Source organism: Maribellus maritimus (assembly GCF_022267315.1).
Lineage (GTDB): Bacteria > Bacteroidota > Bacteroidia > Bacteroidales > Prolixibacteraceae > Draconibacterium > Draconibacterium maritimum.
Genome location: NZ_JAIKLE010000017.1, coordinates 49,838 through 68,032 on the forward strand (window position 1 = coordinate 49,838; position 18,195 = coordinate 68,032).

Annotated in this window: 11 protein-coding genes; 5 read left to right on the forward strand and 6 right to left on the reverse strand. The window is 37.4% G+C overall.

The genetic code is table 11. The features are described 5' to 3' along the window. Positions 1-17: 17 nt before the first annotated feature. From K5G00_RS15740 to K5G00_RS15750, 3 genes are all read left to right on the forward strand, one after another. Positions 18-509, forward strand: coding sequence for a methylated-DNA--[protein]-cysteine S-methyltransferase (locus tag K5G00_RS15740; protein ID WP_238767139.1), 492 nt, complete (start codon positions 18-20; stop codon positions 507-509). A 298-nt stretch (positions 510-807) separates the two neighbouring features. Continuing rightward, positions 808-1,764, forward strand: coding sequence for an alpha/beta hydrolase (locus K5G00_RS15745; RefSeq protein ID WP_238767140.1), 957 nt, complete (start codon positions 808-810; stop codon positions 1,762-1,764). Continuing rightward, the gene (locus K5G00_RS15750) at positions 1,761-2,594 is read left to right on the forward strand and encodes an endonuclease/exonuclease/phosphatase family protein (protein WP_238767141.1); all 834 of its coding nucleotides are present in this window, start codon (positions 1,761-1,763) and stop codon (positions 2,592-2,594) included. The genes K5G00_RS15745 and K5G00_RS15750 overlap by 4 nt, the downstream gene beginning before the upstream one ends. A gap of 6 nt (positions 2,595-2,600) precedes the next feature. On the opposite strand, the gene K5G00_RS15755 is transcribed toward K5G00_RS15750, so the two are convergent. Beyond that, positions 2,601-3,245 carry a DUF5714 domain-containing protein gene (locus K5G00_RS15755; RefSeq protein ID WP_238767142.1) on the reverse strand — a complete coding sequence of 215 codons (645 nt, stop codon included), beginning with the start codon at positions 3,243-3,245 and terminating at the stop codon, positions 2,601-2,603. Between the two features lie 363 nt (positions 3,246-3,608). Here K5G00_RS15755 and K5G00_RS15760 point away from each other — a divergent pair, with 363 nt between their 5' ends. Both K5G00_RS15760 and K5G00_RS15765 read left to right on the forward strand, forming a co-directional pair. Further along, positions 3,609-5,408, forward strand: coding sequence for a PAS domain-containing sensor histidine kinase (locus K5G00_RS15760; RefSeq protein WP_238767143.1), 1,800 nt, complete (start codon positions 3,609-3,611; stop codon positions 5,406-5,408). A gap of 97 nt (positions 5,409-5,505) precedes the next feature. Then, entirely contained in the window at positions 5,506-6,168 is a 663-nt protein-coding gene (locus K5G00_RS15765) for a TonB-dependent receptor domain-containing protein (RefSeq protein ID WP_238767144.1), read from the forward strand. Positions 6,169-6,225: 57 nt separating this feature from the next. On the opposite strand, the gene treY is transcribed toward K5G00_RS15765, so the two are convergent. Genes treY through treZ form a run of 5 tightly spaced genes read right to left on the reverse strand, consistent with a single transcriptional unit; the run spans position 6,226 to position 18,108 of the window. Beyond that, entirely contained in the window at positions 6,226-8,919 is a 2,694-nt protein-coding gene (treY, locus tag K5G00_RS15770) for a malto-oligosyltrehalose synthase (RefSeq protein WP_238767145.1), read from the reverse strand. Between the two features lie 3 nt (positions 8,920-8,922). Beyond that, positions 8,923-10,905, reverse strand: coding sequence for a 1,4-alpha-glucan branching protein GlgB (gene glgB, locus K5G00_RS15775; protein WP_238767146.1), 1,983 nt, complete (start codon positions 10,903-10,905; stop codon positions 8,923-8,925). Positions 10,906-10,930: 25 nt separating this feature from the next. Then, on the reverse strand, positions 10,931-14,272 hold the full coding sequence (gene treS / locus K5G00_RS15780; RefSeq protein ID WP_238767147.1) for a maltose alpha-D-glucosyltransferase: 3,342 nt from the start codon (positions 14,270-14,272) through the stop codon (positions 10,931-10,933). 11 nt (positions 14,273-14,283) lie between these two features. Further along, on the reverse strand, positions 14,284-16,278 hold the full coding sequence (locus K5G00_RS15785; RefSeq protein WP_238767148.1) for an alpha-1,4-glucan--maltose-1-phosphate maltosyltransferase: 1,995 nt from the start codon (positions 16,276-16,278) through the stop codon (positions 14,284-14,286). A gap of 6 nt (positions 16,279-16,284) precedes the next feature. Next, on the reverse strand, positions 16,285-18,108 hold the full coding sequence (treZ, locus tag K5G00_RS15790) for a malto-oligosyltrehalose trehalohydrolase (protein ID WP_238767149.1): 1,824 nt from the start codon (positions 18,106-18,108) through the stop codon (positions 16,285-16,287). Between the last annotated feature and the right edge of the window lie 87 nt (positions 18,109-18,195).

Here is an 18,195-nt window from a genome sequence, read left to right on the forward strand (position 1 = left end):
TTGATATCGGATTTTTTATGGAAGAAAAATTATATATTACATTTTTGGAGTCGCCCGTTGGCTGGCTAAAACTAACATCGGACTCTGTTTTTCTGCTGAGTGTTGAGTTTAAAGACACTCAAAAACCATCAGACAATGATTTACCCGAAATACTCATTAAAACAAAAAAACAACTTACTGAATATTTTGAAGGTAAACGTAAAAAATTTCGCCTAAAACTTAAACCCAAAGGTACTGATTTCCAGCAAAAGGTATGGAACCTTGTACAAGAAGTTTCGTTTGGAGAAACAGCATCATATCTCGACATTGCAAAAATTTCAGGTTCTGAAAAAAACACAAGAGCAGTTGGCCTGGCTAACGGAAAAAATCCAATTCCAATTATTATTCCCTGCCACCGGATTATTGGCTCCAATGGAAAATTAACAGGCTATGCCGGTGGCATTGAACGAAAAAAATGGTTGCTTCGACATGAGCTGATTTTATCAAAAAATACCCAACTATTGTTTTAAAATTTCTCTAAATCCTACCCATATTTTAGAATTGTTGTCCCATTTTGAACATCCACTAATTACAAAAAAACAACACAAATAACTAATATACAGAAATATAAATCATTTGGTTTGTTTTTTGATTTTTTTAAAATGTAATTTAGGAACATAAATATTTTGGAAGATAGATTATACGGCGGGTTCAATTTGTTTTACCGCATCATTTAAACGGGGTATTTTGATGGAATCTGAAAATTCAGGTTCCATCTTTTTTTATTTACTTTGCAACTTTAACTTTATATTCGCAAAAAAAAGAAAAATGAAACGTGTAATCCCGTTATTTCTCATTCTGCTTTATACAATCACGATTACAGCCCAGGAAAGGTATCAGGAATTAATTACTGATGAGGTTTCTGTACAAACGCTGACTTATGCATCAAAAGACGGTGAAAATCTGGATCTGGATATTTATCTGCCGGAATATGATGCTGAAACGCAACGTGCAACAATAATTTACGTCCATGGCGGAGGTTTCCGTGTGGGTCAGAGAGACAGCGAAGATATTCAAAAGTTTTGTTCAGAGCTGGCAAAATATGGTTACGTTACCGCATCCATTTCTTACCGGCTGACACGAAAAGACAAAGAAGGAGGATTTGGATGTGAGTGCCCGGCAGAGGAAAAAATAAATACTTTTTATGCAGCGGTAGAAGATTTACAGGATGCCACTTTTTTTCTGATTCAAAACCGGCTTGAGTTCGGCATCGATCCCCAAAAAATCATAATTGCAGGCAGTAGTGCCGGGGCGGAAACCGTTTTAAATACAGCTTATCAACCACCCTACTGTTACGGACTTGATTCAGGCCCTGTTTCTTATGCGGGGGTGATTGGAATGGCCGGAGCAATTCCCGATACTACCGTAATTTACGATGAATCTGCTATCCCGTCTCTTTTATTTCACGGGACTGATGATAACCTGGTTCCTTACGCAACCGCGCCTCACCATTACTGCAAGAAAGGAAGCCCGGGATACCTGGTTCTTCATGGTTCATATACTATTGCCCAAAAACTCGACCAACTGGAGGTTCCATATTGGTTACACACATCGTGTGGTGCCGGTCATGAAATGGCCAATAAACCAATGAAAGAATATTTAGATGTAATTACTGACTTTTGCTACAATTATGTCATAAAAGGCGAAACAGAAAGCCGAAAAACAATCGTTGAAGGAAAACAAGATATCGCTAAATATCAACCTTATAATTTTTGTGAAAAATGAAAAAACAAATCCTGTTCATATTATTGGTATTGCCAGCTACAATTTTTGCTCAACAAATGAATATTATAAGTTTTAATATCAGGTACAATACATCCAATGACGGAGTAAATGCCTGGCCAAACCGAGTTGAAATGGTAAGTGGACTAATCCGTTTCCATGAAGCAGATATTTTTGGAATGCAGGAAGCTCTTGTTGGACAGATAGAAGATTTAAAAACACAACTTCCGGAATATGAATGGTTTGGCGTTGGACGTGACGATGGTATGAAAGGAGGAGAGTTTTCTCCTATTTTTTATAATCCCAAGAAATTTATTTTGTTGGAAAAGGGTACATTCTGGCTCTCGGAAACACCAGAAAAACCGAGTAAGGGCTGGGATGCGGCGCTAAACAGAATTGTAACCTGGGGTAAATTTCAGTCAAAAGTAACCGGAAAACAATTTCTGGTTTTTAACACACATTTTGATCATAGAGGAAATGAAGCACGCAAAAATTCAGCTTCACTTATTTATAAAAAGATCCGGGAAATGGTTCAGAACAAAAATTTACCTGTAATTTTAACCGGAGATTTTAATCTCACACCGGATACCGAACCAATTCAACTGCTAAAAAAATATTTAAACGATAGCCGCGAAGTGTCAGAAGAACCTCCTTACGGTCCGGAGGGAACATTTCAGGGATTCAAACTTGATGCACCGCTTGAAAACAGGATTGACTATATCTTTACATATGGTGAAATTGATGTAAAAAAATATGCGGCATTAAGTGAATTTACGAATCACAGGTTCCCGTCCGACCACTTACCGGTATTTGCAAAGGTGGTGTTAAAATAAACATATTTATTTGTTGGGATAAAAAGGACATTCTTCTTTCAGGCACTGTTCTTCATTTTGCAGAAAAAAACTACATTCGATATTTTCCGGAATATCAAGTTTTACAGCCATTCTGTCCTTCAGAAACTTTGCGGTTTCTTGTAAGGCAATATAGGTTACGCGTTTACAGCATCGGGGTCCACCGTAGCGAGACATTGCCAGAAGAGACCGACCTACAATGGAATTGCATAAACTCCATTCTTCCGAACTCAAAGGTGTTGCTCCTGTAATCGAACTCACAAAAATGCCGGTTCCTACGGCTGCTCCACAACTGCCGTGTGTTCCACAAAAGGCTCCCGGAACTTTTTCTGCCCGGTTTCTGGCTATTTTCAACCAGGATTCCAACTTTTCCTCTTTCCCAACAGCCTTGCTATACGACGCCAAAAGCACTGCTGGTACAAGATAATGGTGTTCCGGACAATGCATTTTAAAGTCGGGAAACTTCATTAGAATTTCCGCCATTTCAAGCGAATTATCAATAAATGAAGACAAACAAAAAGACTCAATTATGTCCAACGTATTTTTCTTTCTGCAATCTTCGCACACCAAAACTTTCTCATTAAAAAAGAGTTCTTCTGGTTTATTCTGATTGCAGTAAATACATCTAGTCATAAAAAAGTTTAACAGGGAGTATATTAGAACACAAAACAATCAAATATTCAAAACAAATTTCATAAAATAACAATTTTTAACCAAATAAAAGAAGCCCGTTCTCTAAATATAAGTAATATACACTAAAGCATCAGTTCGTTCTTTAACGAAGAAATATGTTTTATATATTAGTTCAATCCATAAAAAATGGGGATATCGCCAGAACTCAATCCAACACTTTCTCCTTGAAACACAATATTCTATCAGAAACAATTGTTGTATTGGACTGAGTTTTTTGTATTTAACGGATCGTTTTACAAAAAAAAATCTAATTTTAGTAACAATTTGTTATCGTGAAAACCTTTTGAAATATTGCTTTCAAAAATGGATACAGAATGCAGCCATTATACCAACCTGATTATTAAACTAGCAAATTCATCTACCGAGGCGGAAGTCTTTAGCCACACAATCAGTTATTTCGATAATATCAACTATATTCTAGGAACAGGAATCTATCTGTCAGACAGTTTAAAGAGCTCACTTTTTTTGGCAAAAAGTAATCTAAGTGATAAAATACTGCCTCTCTTCAAAACATTAAAAAAAAACGATGATGAATATAAATTAGCAACTGAAGGAGGAACTGATGAATTTTATTATGAAGGGGAAAAGAAACAAGAGACAAAAACTTTATACAAACATTTTTATCCTATAAAATTCAACAACAAACTATTTGGCTCATTGTTGGTTATAACAAAAAGAGAGTACTTCAACTCCAAACAAAAAAAATCTCTGTTTAACTGTATATCAGCCCAGATCGGTTCAACCCTGTATCTCTGTCATTTACAAAAAAAACTGGAAGTACAACATAAGGATAACACACATAGTAAAGTTGCTGTTTCAAATCATCCGTTCAAAACGATACAAACAACCAACAACAATAAAAGAGCTATTACCGTTACCAATGAAAAAAATGACACTTGTCTTCTATCCCAATTCCCAATAGTCTCCAAATATAAAATAAAGAGAAAACTAGATATTAATAACTACAACACAAATTCAAAAACGCTAAAGAGTATAACCAACAATCAAGCATGTTTTTTATTCCAACTCTTAAGTGATAAAGATGGAATATGGGATTGGGATTTAATCACAAATACAACTCATTTTTCATCTCATCTTGAAAAACTATTAGGCTATGAACGTGGTGAAATCATAAGCAATTTTTATAGTTGGAGTGCATTTGTCCACCCTGAAGATTTGTCAAAATTAAATAAAAGCCTCTCACTACACATCAAGGGTAAAAAAGATATTCATAAAATAGAATATCGGGTTCTTTGTAAAAATGGTTTATATAAATGGATACACGAACAGGGAAAGATTGTAGAAAAAGATAAACAAGGCAAACCTTTGAGGATGCTTGCTTTTTTTACAGATATTTCAAACTATAAATTTCACGAGTCTACTCTGTTGTCAAACTTAAAGAGAGAAAAAGAACTAAACCAAACAAAAAGTCAACTTATGTCACTTACTTCACATGAATTTAAATCTCCTTTAGCGATAATTCATTCTACTGCTGAATCGCTGGAAGTGTACTTCGATAAAATGTCTCCCAACGAACGTTCATTAAAAGTAAAAAAAATAAAGAAAAGTGTAAAGTCACTTTTGGATGCATTGAACTGGGCCGGAAAATCGCCAATTAACGAGAGGGGAAAGCTAAACTACAATCCAAATATTGTTGACCTGGCCAATTATCTGAAAGAAATTGTCGATGTATTTAAAGAACGAAATAAATCGGGACACAGAATAGAATTTTTCACTTTCGAAAGCAAAATTCTCGTCAATATCGACAAGATATTAATAAAACACGTTATCCTTAATATCCTCTCCAATGCAATAAAATATTCTCCTGAAGAACTACCCGTAAAAATCAAAACAAGAAAACAAAAAAATAAAGTCAGTATACAAATTTTGGATCAGGGAATTGGCATTCCTTCTAAAGACAAAGATTTGATATTTCAACCTTATTTGCGAGGGTCGAATGTCGAAAATACCAGCGGAACAGGACTTGGGTTATCTCTTTGTCAAAGAATTTTAGAAATCCATGGAGGCCGGATTACATTTACCAGTGATTTAAACAAAGGCACCACTTTTACAATAAGTTTGCCTTTTATATCAAATGGTTGATATAAAGAGAATTTCCTTATTCGAAATAAATAATCAAGACACAAAAAAGATTGTCTTTAATACACAAAAGACAATCTTTAAACGCTAAAGGGGATAATTGCCGTATATTAAAAATGGGACTATCCCAGTGCTCTCAGGTGAAAACTGGGTTTCAGGTATTTCTTATAATAAAAAAGGGTTAACAGCCAATGTTGAAGCATTTTATAAAACAACAAGCGGATTATCACGGTACATCGATGACTCACAAGTCTTGCAAAGCGGATTCTATGCAGGAAAGGCCAGAAGTTACGGTGTTGATTTTTTTCTGAAAAAGGAATACAAAAAGCACTTGGCCTGGATAAGTTATACACTTGGTAAAACTGAAGAACATTTCCCTTTTTATATTCGCGATTATTATCGTCCGGCCCCACAGGATCAACGACACGAGTTAAAATTTGCAGGAGTGGCTAACTATAAATCGTTCTATTTATCAGTTAATTATGTGTACGGTTCAGGGTTTGAGCGTTTTGTATTTGAAAACACCGATGGGGTGGAATATATCCCTGCATATAACCGTCTTGATATCGCAGTAATTTATAATTTTAAACCTGGAAAAGTTATAAAAAGTCAAATCGGACTTTCAGTTTTAAATGTTTTAAACTCAGAAAATATTAAACTGGCAAACATCCGGAGAATTGCTACAGATACGGAAAACCCTCTGGATGTAAATACCGAAGCTGTTCCGTTTACACCTACGCTGTTTCTGAAAGTTATCTTCTGAACTTAAATGTATGGTGGCGTCGAAGTAATTTTTTGATTTTTAAGATTTACTTCTATCTCATAAATTTCGGGTGACAAAAATACCAAACGGTATCGGATCGAATATTGTATCTGTTTTTACCATACGGTCTATTATTACTGTTTTTTTTGTAATAATGTTTAACCATTTTCTTGGTAAGGAAGGCGGAAGTTCGATCTGAGTACTTTCCCATGTAAATTTTTCAGGAAGGCTTGCTGTATTTAAAGGGAGTACAACAAACAGATGAACGTTTTTATAACTCCTTAAGAAGCATATAGTATTTTTGCTGAGTTCGCCTACTGCCTTTAGCGGAATATAGTTGCCTTTTAGGAAAAGATCTTTGTTTTGAATGCGTTCATTTAATGTCAGCCAGGAAAAAAATAGTTTTATTTTGCCATTTGAATTTTTTCTCCATAATTCAGCAGCCAAATTAGCAGGTTCAGAATTGTATTTTTCAATAATTTGATTGAGTTGTTTTTTTAGTCCTGCATAATCAACCGGGCGTCGGTTGTCTGGATCTACAAAATTCAGGTTCCAGGTTTCAGTCCCCTGAAAAGTGTCTGGCATTCCCGGAACCGTATTTTTTAAGATAAGCTGGGTAATTGAATTTATGATCCCGTGAGGGATGAGTTCTTTCATAAATGGCACGAAAAATTCAGGAAAATTCGAGTCGGATGATAAAATTTCTTTTGCAAAAGCCAGTGTTTTATTTTCATAATATTCATCTGGATCACTCCATGATGAATTAACTTTTGCTTCTCTGATGGCTTTTACCAGATAGGCTTTAAGCCGATTTCTAAAATGCCTGTCAATTTTGGCATCCATCGGTAAATGCGCACACAAAACCTGGTAAATCAAATATTCGTCGTTAGGTGTGGGTATTTCTCTTTTTCCATCAAACTGTTTGTATTTTTTGTTTAGTTTACGCCACTTTTGTGTTGCTTTTATCCATTTTTCGGGCACGTCGCTTAATACATTTAAACGCGCTCGCGCGTCTTCACCTCTTTTGGTATCATGTGTTGAAATGGCATTCATTGTCAATGGTCGTTTATCCAAACGCTTTTTCATATAAAAATGAAATGTTTCAGTTCGGATACCAAAATACCCCGGTGAATCACCCACTTCGTTATGGCCGATAAACGGATTGTACGAATAGAAAGCCGTGTCCTCAATTCCTTTTGCCATTAAAGGACCGGTAAATTGCATACAGTGTCTAAAAAATGTATCGACTGCCTGAATTTCATTCTCACATCCCGCCAGCCTCAGAAAGAATAAATCTTCCAATGCTTCTATAATGGTTTTCTGCGCATTATTTTTCTTTTTTACTTCTCTAAAAACAGAAGAAATAAGTGTTTTGTCCGTTTCAGAAAAAGACGAAGGAGCTTGATAGATTTTATAAATGGGGCAAAAGATAAGGAATTCAGCAATAGCTGTCTGTAATTCTTTTTTACCAAATCTTCGTTCTGCCAGCGCCTTAATTTTAATACTTTCTCTTGTTAAATTATCCAATTCTCCCTTTAAACGATTATACAGAATGAAGCGGTTTTTTCTGTAAAACACATCACTAAAATCATCGGATTTATCAATCCATTGATTGTAATATAAATAAAACTGGTGTCCTTTTTCCGGGTTGGTAAGAAGATTATTTACCAACGCTAAAAAATCGTAGCCAGTTGTTCCTTCCACCGGCCAGTTTTCAGGAATATCTTCTTCTTTTTCCAGAATCTTTTCCACCACCACGTAAGCGTCATTTCCTGTTAGATCTCTCAGGCGTTCGAGATATTCCGAAGGATTAAACAACCCGTCAATATGGTCAACCCGAACTCCCTGAACAACATTACTATCTATCCATTTTTTTAAGAGATTATGAGTTGTGCTGAAAATAGCTTTATCCTGAACATTGACACAAATTAACCCATTGATGGTAAAAAAGCGGCGGTAGTTAATTTTTTGTTCTGTGTCTTTCCAAAAAGCTGGCTGATAACTTAAATGATTTATCAGCTCTTTTATCTTTTCAGGGTTATTATTTATTGCTGAAAGACATTTGTCTATGAAACTTCTGGTGTTCTCTTTCGATGAATATTCATTTAAAAGATTCTCATACGCGTCACCAAAATTTTTATTCTGCATAACCGCGTTTAAAAGCTCTGTAACTGTTGCAGGGAGAGTTTCCTCTGGTTTATCGTTTAGGATTGAGGCGAATGCTGAAACCGACACAGGATAACTGGTGTCGAAATAGTTTAATTTAAATCCGTTTTTCCCGATACCAACCGACAACTCTCGTTCTTCAATCATTTGTTCCGGAGGTTTGCCAAAAAAGGGCAACATTAATTGATTTTTTGCAGTTTCATTTGGCTGATTTTTAAGGATGTCGAAAAAAGAATAAAATGCTGAATCTTTTCCTTTTTCGAGTACATCATAAATCCACGGATTTTCAACAGAAAAAGCCATGTGGTTGGGGACTATATCGAGTAACAATCCCATTTTTAACTTCCGGAGTTTCCTTATAAAGGATTCCAAATCGTTTTTGGTACCAATTTCTGGATTTAACAATAAGGGATTAGTAACATCGTAACCATGTGAACTTCCTTTTATTGCTTGAAATAGCGGGGAGCTGTAAATGGTTCTTATTCCCATTTGATTTAAGTAGGGTAATATTTTTTCCGCATCGTTTAGTGTGAACTCTTTATTGAATTGCAGCCTGTACGTTGTTACCGGGTTATATTTTGTCATTTTTTACTCTTTTGCAAACATTACGATACTTAGCGGTGGCAGTAAAACATTTATTGATTGTTCTTCCCCATGATACGGAACCGGATTGGATGCAACTCCTCCAAAATTACCCATTCCGCTTCCTCCATATTGGTTGGCATCACTGTTCAGAATTTCAAGCCAACTAACCTCTTCCGGAACGCCAACCCGGTAATTGTGTCGGGGAACAGGTGTAAAATTGGCAATTACAATAACCGGATTCTTTCCCGACTTATCATATCGTATAAAACTAAGAATTGAATTTTGTGAGTCGTTGGCATCAATCCATTTAAATCCTTCACCAAGAAAATCGTTTTCATATAAGGCCGGGAATCGTTTGTAAACACTGTTAAGATCTTTTATGAAAAATTGTATTCCTCTGTGGTTTTCTGCATCAAGCAAATGCCAGTCGAGACTACTTTCATGGTTCCATTCTTTCCACTGGCCAAATTCCATTCCCATAAAATGTAGTTTTTTACCGGGGTGGGCAAACATGTATCCGAACAATGTTCGCAAATTGGCAAATTTTTGCCAGTCGTCACCTGGCATTTTATTAATCAAACTACCTTTTCCGTGTACTACTTCATCGTGAGATAATGACAGCATAAAATTTTCATTAAATGCATACATAATGCTGAATGTCATTTGGTTGTGGTGGTAGCTTCGATGAATAGGCTCATTTTTAAAATACCCCAGCGTATCGTGCATCCATCCCATATTCCATTTCATCCCAAAGCCCAGTCCGCCGGTATAAACAGGCCGCGTTACCATGGGCCAGGCGGTAGATTCTTCAGCAATTGTTTGTATATCGGGGAATTTTGAATACAAAGATTCGTTCATATCGCGCATAAATTGAATGGCATCGAGATTTTCGCGCCCGCCGTGTTCGTTGGGAATCCATTCTCCTTCTTTTCGCGAATAGTCGAGGTATAACATGGAGGCTACCGCATCAACGCGAATTCCATCGATATGAAATTGCTCCATCCAACTGTGGGCACTACTTATTAAAAAATTACGGATTTCATTGCGACCATAATTAAAGATATAGCTGTTCCAATCGGGATGATACCCTTTTCGCCGGTCCTGGTGTTCATATAAATAGGTTCCGTCAAAAAAGTGCAGGCCGTGTTGGTCGCCCGGAAAATGTGAGGGTACCCAGTCGATTATAACACCAATGTCGTTTTGATGAAGGTAGTCAATAAAATACATAAAATCATCGGGAGTGCCGAAGCGACTGGTTGGTGCAAAGAATCCGGTTACCTGGTAACCCCATGATCCTGAAAAGGGGTATTCAGTTACAGGCATAAGCTCCACGTGTGTATAGCCCATTTCTTTAACATATGCTGCAAGTTGTTCTGCAAGTTCAGAATAATTCAGTGGTTTCATATTTTCCTCCGGTTTTCGTCGCCACGATTCGAGGTGGACTTCGTACACAGAGAAGGGACTGTCAAGAGCATTGTTTTTTTTTCGGTTATTCATCCACTTTTCATCGTTCCAATTGTAGTTATATTCCCAGACAACCGAAGCAGTTTTAGGCGGTTGTTCGCTATAAAATCCTACCGGATCGGCTTTTTCAACTTCGTAGTTTTTATATTTTGAACGAATAAAATACTTATATGCTTCACCCTTTTCCACTCCGGCGACAAATCCTTCCCATAAGCCTGATTCATCTTTTCGACGTTTAAGCGGATTGGCTTCTTTTTGCCAGTCGTTAAAATTTCCTATAACTGACACTGATTCGGCATTGGGAGCCCACACCGCAAAAAAGGTTCCCCGGATATTGTTGTGTTCAATTACATGAGCGCCCAGTTTCTCGTGTAAAGAAAAATGTTTTCCCTCCCTGAAAAGATAGATGTCATAATCAGAGATAAAATCATCCAAATTTTCCACCACAATCGACTGATTTTTTGTAATTGATGTATTTATTGATTGTTCTGTTGTATTCGATTTATTTTGCTTTTCATTCATAATTTCCTTTTTTCTTTTTTTTGTTTTATTGTTGTTCAACTTCAACCAAATCGTTAAGAATTTTCTTTAGCCCGTTAAGTGGGATGTGTAACCAATCCGGGCGGTTGTTAAATTCATAATCGGCTTCGTAAATGGCTTTTTCGATCGTATAAACCGACAGTAAATTATTGATTTCCTGCTCTTCTTCAGGGATGAAGGAAGCTTTTCCTGCTGTTTTTAAGTAGCCCTCCATAAATGCATTTTGAACCATTTCGTACCACGCATCAAGCCACGGTTTTAGAAAGTCAGAATCCCCCGGTATTTTCGACTTATTCTCCAACTGGCCCATATATATAGCATAATGAAATGAACGCAACATTCCGGCAACATCCTTAAACGGACAGTGTTTTAGTTTACGCGCAGTAAGCGAACGTGTTGGTTCTCCTTCAAAATCGATAATCATAAAATCCTTCCCCACAAACAATACCTGGCCAAGATGATAATCGCCGTGTATCCTGGTTTTTGAAGTATGAATTTTTTTTCTTTCCAGTGTACTTTTTATGGTCGAAAGAAGCAAACTTTCATTGCTGATGATGTCATCAATCAGCTCCTTCTGTTCATCATTCAATTTCTTTTTCGACGATTTCATTTGGTTTACCGTTCTTTTTATGAGTGTGCGGAACGACTGATACAATGATTTTTGGTACAAAAGAGAAAATGGTTCGGGCGTAAATTCTTTTTTGTTTTTTACCGAGGCCAGCGCCAAATGCATTTCGGCTGTTCGGCGTCCCAGTAACTTCATCATTTCCAAAAAGAATGAGCCGAGCAGATCTTTCATCTTTTCTTTTCCTACAATTTCAACTACATTCAGATGCTCGTCGTCATCTTTGAAATCAACCGTTAAATTTTCTTTGTCAGCGACAATCCGGTCGAAGTACTGGTCGATGGCTGATTGGGTAAACTCCCATGCATTTCCTTCGTTTGAAACAAAATCGACCAAAATACCTAGTGCTGAACTTTCATCATCCTTTTTCCTATACTCAAGTGCTCCCGCAAAAGTTGGAAAGTTCCGAAAAGAGGTATTTTCAGTCAGTGTTTTTATGATTTCCAATTCCGGATTATTGCCTTCCTCAGGACTTCTGTAAAGTTTAAAGAAAAAGCGACTGTCGTATAAAAAAGAAGTATTCGACTGTTCGGCAAGTAATACACGTGAGGGAACAGGAAGTTCTTCTTTTTTTACTTTTGATCCTATTTTTTTACCGGGAACACCTGCAATTTGAGTGTCTTTGTTTTTTATCTTTCCCTTTTGAAAGATTAGGCGGAAAAACAGATCCCTTATGTTCTTGTTATAGGATCCGTCGTATAATAATCCTTCATTGTTGTCAACTTCAACATATGCAATCAGTGCTTCCGGGTGATTGTACTTGATTTCAGTTGCCTCGTTACCTGTAATTAGTGAAATTAGTGAAAGAGGAATTACATATTTTTCATTTTTCCCTTCAAGGTAAAAGATTTCAATCAGAAAAATGTAAGATTTTAACGGACCATCAGAAAGGGGAATGGTGTCTTTTATTTCAATACTTTTTATTTTTTTTGCTTTTCCTCTAAACCATCGGCTTTTGGGTAAATAGTTTGAAAACAGCTTTTGAAGTTCTGTTTTTGTTGTCATTTTCATTTGATTCCATGCGGTGCCTGAAATTTCCAATTGCGGATTGGTTGACAAAGATTCGGCAAATTCCTCCACTTCCTTTTTGCTCAATTCAAACCAAAAATAGTTCTTCAATTGCAGTGGAAAGATATAAGGCTCTTTTCCTATGGCCGCAAACTCGTTTTGACTGAATACTTCTGTTGGTACATAGCCTTCGTATTCAGACAAATCGAGTTCGGCTTGTTGTGAATATCTTGAAAGATTGATTACAACCAGTATTCTTTCTTCTTTGTAACTTCGGGTAAATGCAAGTATTTTTGAGTTATTTGTATCAATAAACCTGATGTCGCCACGACTAAAAGCTTTAAATTGTTTTCGTTTGTCAATTACTCTGCGCATCCACCATAAAAGCGAACTTAGATTTTTTTCGTGGTTCTCCACGTTAAGGGTCTCGTAATGATAATCGTGGCTGAATATCACAGGTAAGAACAATTGCTGAGGTTCAGCGGGAGAAAAACCGGCATTTTTGTCGGATGACCACTGCATTGGTGTTCTTACTCCATCGCGGTCGCCTAAGTAATAATTGTCCCCCATACCAATTTCATCTCCGTAATAGATTATTGGTGTTCCCGGCAATGAAAAAAGCAGGATGTTCATTAACTCAATATTTTTCCTGTTGTTTTCGAGCAACGGAGCCAACCTTCGCCTGATGCCAAGGTTTATCCGCTGTTTGGGGTTTTTTGCAAATGCTTTATACATATAGTCCCGTTCTTCATCCGATACCATTTCGAGGGTGAGCTCGTCGTGGTTTCTCAGGAATATCGCCCACTGGCAATTGTCGGGGATTTTGGGTGTTTGTTCAATAATATCTATCAGCGGAAAGCGGTCTTCCATGCTCATCGACATGTATAATCTTGGCATGAGCGGAAAATGGAAATTCATGTGGCATTCATCGCCTTCACCAAAATATTCGGAAGCATCATCGGGCCACTGGTTTGCTTCTGCCAGCAACATTTTATCCTCATAATTATCGTCAATGTGTTTGCGAAGTTTTTTTAGAAACTGGTGTGTTTCAGGTAAGTTTTCACAGTTGGTTCCTTCTCTTTCATATAAGTAAGGCACGGCATCAAGCCGCAACCCGTCGACACCGATTTTAAACCAAAAATCGAGCACTTTTATCACTGCTTTATGCACACTGGGGTTGTCAAAATTTAAATCGGGCTGGTGTGAATAGAAACGGTGCCAGTAATACGCGCCTGCCACAGGATCCCACGTCCAGTTTGAAATTTCGAAATCCTGGAAAATTATCCTTGCGTCTGTATATTTTTCGGTGGAATCATTCCATACATAAAAATCGCGGTACACCGAGCCTGGTTTTGCTCTTCGGGCACGTTCAAACCATTTGTGTTCGTTTGATGTATGATTAAGGACAAGTTCTGTAATTATCCGTAATCCACGGTTGTGTGCTTCGCGGATGAAACGTTTAAAGTCGGCCATTGTACCATAATCCGGATTAATTGCAGTGAAATCAGAAATATCATATCCGCCGTCTTTTAAAGGTGATTTGTAAAAGGGTAAAATCCAGATAGCTGTAACCCCCAGCGATTTCAGATAATCCAGTTTTTCTATCAATCCCTTAAAATCGCCAATCCCATCTCCATTACTGTCTTTAAAAGAACGCACATGCGCCTGGTAAATGACAGCATCTTTATACCAATTATTTTTTTCGTTTTTATTCATCGTTACTTTTTTTACATGAAATAATCAAAATCTCTTTCGCTGCGTACTTTCCTCCTCACCTTAAAAATATGTACAGGCATAACTCCGGGATTGATTTCCACGTAGTTGTGCTCGCCATTCCACAGAAAGTAGGAGCCGCTTATCAGGTCATGAACCTGATAGGGAACATTGTCATCCATTTCAAAATCTTTTAAAGGAAACCGCAGCCAGCCGGAATGTGTATGATAAGGATCGAGGCTAACCACAACTAAAATAATGCTACTCAAGTCGTCCGATTTTTTGCTGTAACAAACTAAAGCTTCATTATCAATTTTATGGAATTTGAGAGAATGTGTGTTCTGTAAAGCTTTGTTTTCCTGCCTGATTTTGTTGAACCTTGTTATTATCTTTTTTAAACTTTTTGAGTTTTTAAAGTCCCAGTCTTTTATCTCGTATTTTTCTGAATTCAGATACTCTTCTTTTCCCGGTTGAATGGGTGTGTTTTCCATTAATTCAAAAGCGGGGCCGTAAATTCCGTAGTTTGAACTCAGGGTTGCAGCGAGAGCAATACGTTGTATAAATCCTGCCCGGTTGGTCACCTGCAGAAATTCTGGCAAAATATCCGGTGTATTGGGCCAAAAGTTAGGACGAAAAAATTCACTTGTATCCGTATCCACAAGTTCTTTACAATAGGCTTCCAGATCGTATTTTGTATTTCGCCAGGTAAAATAGGTGTACGATTGTGTAAAGCCCTGTTTTGCAAGGTTGTTCATCACCTTTGGACGAGTAAACGCCTCGGCCAGAAATATGACATCGGGATGCTCCTTTTTTATCTCTTGAATAACCCAGCCCCAAAAGTTAAATGATTTTGTGTGTGGATTATCAACCCGGAAAATTTTTATTCCTTTTTCAATCCAGAAGAGAAATACGCTTTTTAGTTCTTCCCACAGATTTTCCCAGTCTTCAGTTTCAAAATTTAATGGGTAGATGTCTTCATATTTTTTGGGCGGGTTTTCTGCATATTGCAGCGAACCATCGGGACGTTGCCTGAACCAATCAGGGTGTTCCGTTACATACGGATGATCTGGTGAGCATTGGAAAGCAATGTCCATGGCAATTTCAATACCTTGTTCTTCTGCTTTCTGGACCAGTTGCTCAAAATCATGCAATGTACCCAGTTCGGGGTGAACTGATTTATGGCCTCCTTCTTTGCTCCCAATGGCCCAGGGGGAACCCGGTTCTCCCGATTTTGCTTTTACACTGTTGTTTTTACCTTTTCGTTTGGTTTCGCCAATAGGATGAATCGGCGGAAGATACAACACATCAAATCCCATTTCTGCAACATACGGAAGAAAGCTTATACAGTCGTTAAAGGTTCCGTGTTTGTTTCTTTCAGGATGTAGCGAGCGGGGAAAAACTTCATACCAAGTACTAAAATTTGCTTTTTTTCGCTCTACACTAACTTCAAAAAATTTTTCGAAGCTGGTAACATGATTTTTTAAAGGATATCTGATCATTGTCAGGTAGAGCTTGTTATTTAAAATCGATTCGATTTTGTTTTCCATGGAGGTTTCGCCCGATGTAAACTTCCCCATTATTTTTTGAAGGAAATTTTTGTCCTCCTCGCCCATGGGGGGATAAGCATCAATGGTTTGGCGGATAATAACCGCACCTACTTTTAAATCAATCTCAAAATCAACAGCTGCATCAATTTTTTTTAATATGTCGCGATGCCACGACTTGAAATGATCAACCCAGGCATTTACGGTATAATAGCATGAGCCCATCTCCAATAAACGAAATTCTCCTTTCCAGGTGTCGTTAATTACATATTCCATTTCTGTTTGATGCCATTCTTCCTCCCTGTTATACCTGTACAAAATTTCGGCGCTTAAAACATCATGACTATCACAATAAATGTCGGCTGTAACTTTAAGATTGTCACCCATTATTCGCTTTACAGGAAACTGTCCATCGTTAACTTTTGGTTTGATATTTTCAATAAAAACTCTTTGTTGACCGTTCATATTTTTTTATTTTGAATATATTATTATAGACTTTTTTTGTATTGAAAGATTTTGGTTGTCAACCAAGATAGCAGGAGCTATCTCTCCCGGCCCTTTCCATTTTGTTGCTGATGAATCGACTATTTTTTGTAGCTTTTCTTTACTGTCCAACTGAACTCCTGTTGATTTTTCTTTGTCTTCAAAATTCATAAATGCAATCAGACGTTTTTCTCCATGCCACCTTTCCATTTTAAACAGTTTACCATCTTCTGTGATGGTCAGATTGTCTTTATCCGGTATTTGGAGAACAGGATGATTTTTTCTTAAATGGATGAGTTCCCGGTAGAAATCAAACATTGCTGTTTTTTCTGCATCACCTTCAATATTCCACGATAGTTTTGAATCATTAAAAGCTGTCCTGGAATCCGGGGCGATAGCTGCGCTTGTATCTGCGAAAAAATCTTTAAACTCTTTTTTTCGGCCTTCGCTAACAAGCTTATTTAATTTCGGGTCGAGGTGGCTAACGAAATAATAAAACGGGTTTCGTTCACCATACTCTTCTCCCATAAAAAGCATTGGAATATTGGGGGTAACAAACATGGCGCCTGCGATGGTTTTTGCTGTTTCAAAATCAGTGAGCGAAATTAGTCTGTCGCCACGCAGCCGGTTTCCTATCTGATCGTGGTTTTGGTTAAAAATGACAAACTGTTTGCCCGGATTATTTTTTGTGGAATTTCCGTATGACTTTTTTCTGAACTCGGAATATTGTCCGTCAAAAACAAAAACATCTTTTATTGATTTTGAAAGTTGCTGAGGTTTACCAAAATCCATGTAATATCCTTTTTTTTCACCGGTGACCAATGTGTGAATTGCATGATGAAAATCATCGGTCCACTGTGCATCAAGTCCATAACCACCGGCTGAAACCGCGTTTATGTAACGTACATCATTTAAATGTGATTCGGCTATTAAATAATGTTTTCGACCCGTTTTATAACTTAAATCTTCCATATTTTCTGCCAGTTCCTGCATGATATGCCGGGCACCAAAATCAAAAATGGAATGAACCGCATCCAATCGAAGTCCATCTATATGAAAATCACGACACCACATTAAGGCATTTTGAATTATAAAATTTCTGACCTGGTCGGAATGTGGTCCATCGAAATTGACAGGATTTCCCCATGGTGTGGAATATTTTCCCGAAAAATAGTGGCCAAAGTTCCCCACATAATTTCCTTCGGGGCCAAAATGGTTATAAACAACATCCAGAATTACGGCAATTTTATTTTGGTGACATTCATCTACCAGCTTCATTAATTCGAATGCTCCCCCATAAGAGTTTTGCACTGCAAAAGGGTAAACGCCGTCGTATCCCCAGTTTCTTTTTCCGCTAAATTGAGCAACCGGTAGTAGTTCTATGGTGTTTATTCCCAGTTTTTTAAGATAGCTTATCTTTTTTTGAATTCCCTTGAACGTACCCTCAGAAGAAAAAGTTCCGGTGTGTAGTTCATATTGAATCATATCTTCAGGAGGGATGCCCTTCCATTTATCATCGTTCCACTTAAAGGCCTTTGTGTTAATTACTTCGGAGGCTTCATGCACTCCTCCGGGTTGGGAAAGTGATGCCGGGTCAGGAAAGCTGTCCTTGTTGTTTAAACGGTATTTGTATCGCGTTCCGGAACTTATTTTTTTTACGTTTACTGTCCAGTATCCCGACTCTAATGGCTGCATTTCAATTGATTGACCTTTTTGTGGGAGTTCAAGATGAACAGAATTGGCTTTTGGCGCCCAGGTGGTAAATTCACATGAACTCTCTTGAACGAGAGGGAAAATGGTTTGATATTTCATAAAAACTGTCTTTTACTTCAGGTTCATAATTCGGATTTGGGTGTTTGATACAAAATCTGTTGCAAGGTTTTTGCCAAACCTTGCATT

Excerpts from the sequence above, each read along its gene's own strand:
- treS (WP_238767147.1), bottom strand. The coding sequence starts at position 14,272 with ATGAATAAAAACGAAAAAAATAATTGGTATAAAGATGCTGTCATTTAC.
- K5G00_RS15740 (WP_238767139.1), top strand. The coding sequence starts at position 18 with ATGGAAGAAAAATTATATATTACATTTTTGGAGTCGCCCGTTGGCTGG.
- K5G00_RS15760 (WP_238767143.1), top strand. The coding sequence starts at position 3,609 with ATGGATACAGAATGCAGCCATTATACCAACCTGATTATTAAACTAGCA.
- treZ (WP_238767149.1), bottom strand. The coding sequence starts at position 18,108 with ATGAAATATCAAACCATTTTCCCTCTCGTTCAAGAGAGTTCATGTGAA.
- treY (WP_238767145.1), bottom strand. The coding sequence starts at position 8,919 with ATGACAAAATATAACCCGGTAACAACGTACAGGCTGCAATTCAATAAA.
- K5G00_RS15745 (WP_238767140.1), top strand. The coding sequence starts at position 808 with ATGAAACGTGTAATCCCGTTATTTCTCATTCTGCTTTATACAATCACG.
- K5G00_RS15785 (WP_238767148.1), bottom strand. The coding sequence starts at position 16,278 with ATGAACGGTCAACAAAGAGTTTTTATTGAAAATATCAAACCAAAAGTT.
- K5G00_RS15755 (WP_238767142.1), bottom strand. The coding sequence starts at position 3,245 with ATGACTAGATGTATTTACTGCAATCAGAATAAACCAGAAGAACTCTTT.
- glgB (WP_238767146.1), bottom strand. The coding sequence starts at position 10,905 with ATGAATGAAAAGCAAAATAAATCGAATACAACAGAACAATCAATAAAT.
- K5G00_RS15750 (WP_238767141.1), top strand. The coding sequence starts at position 1,761 with ATGAAAAAACAAATCCTGTTCATATTATTGGTATTGCCAGCTACAATT.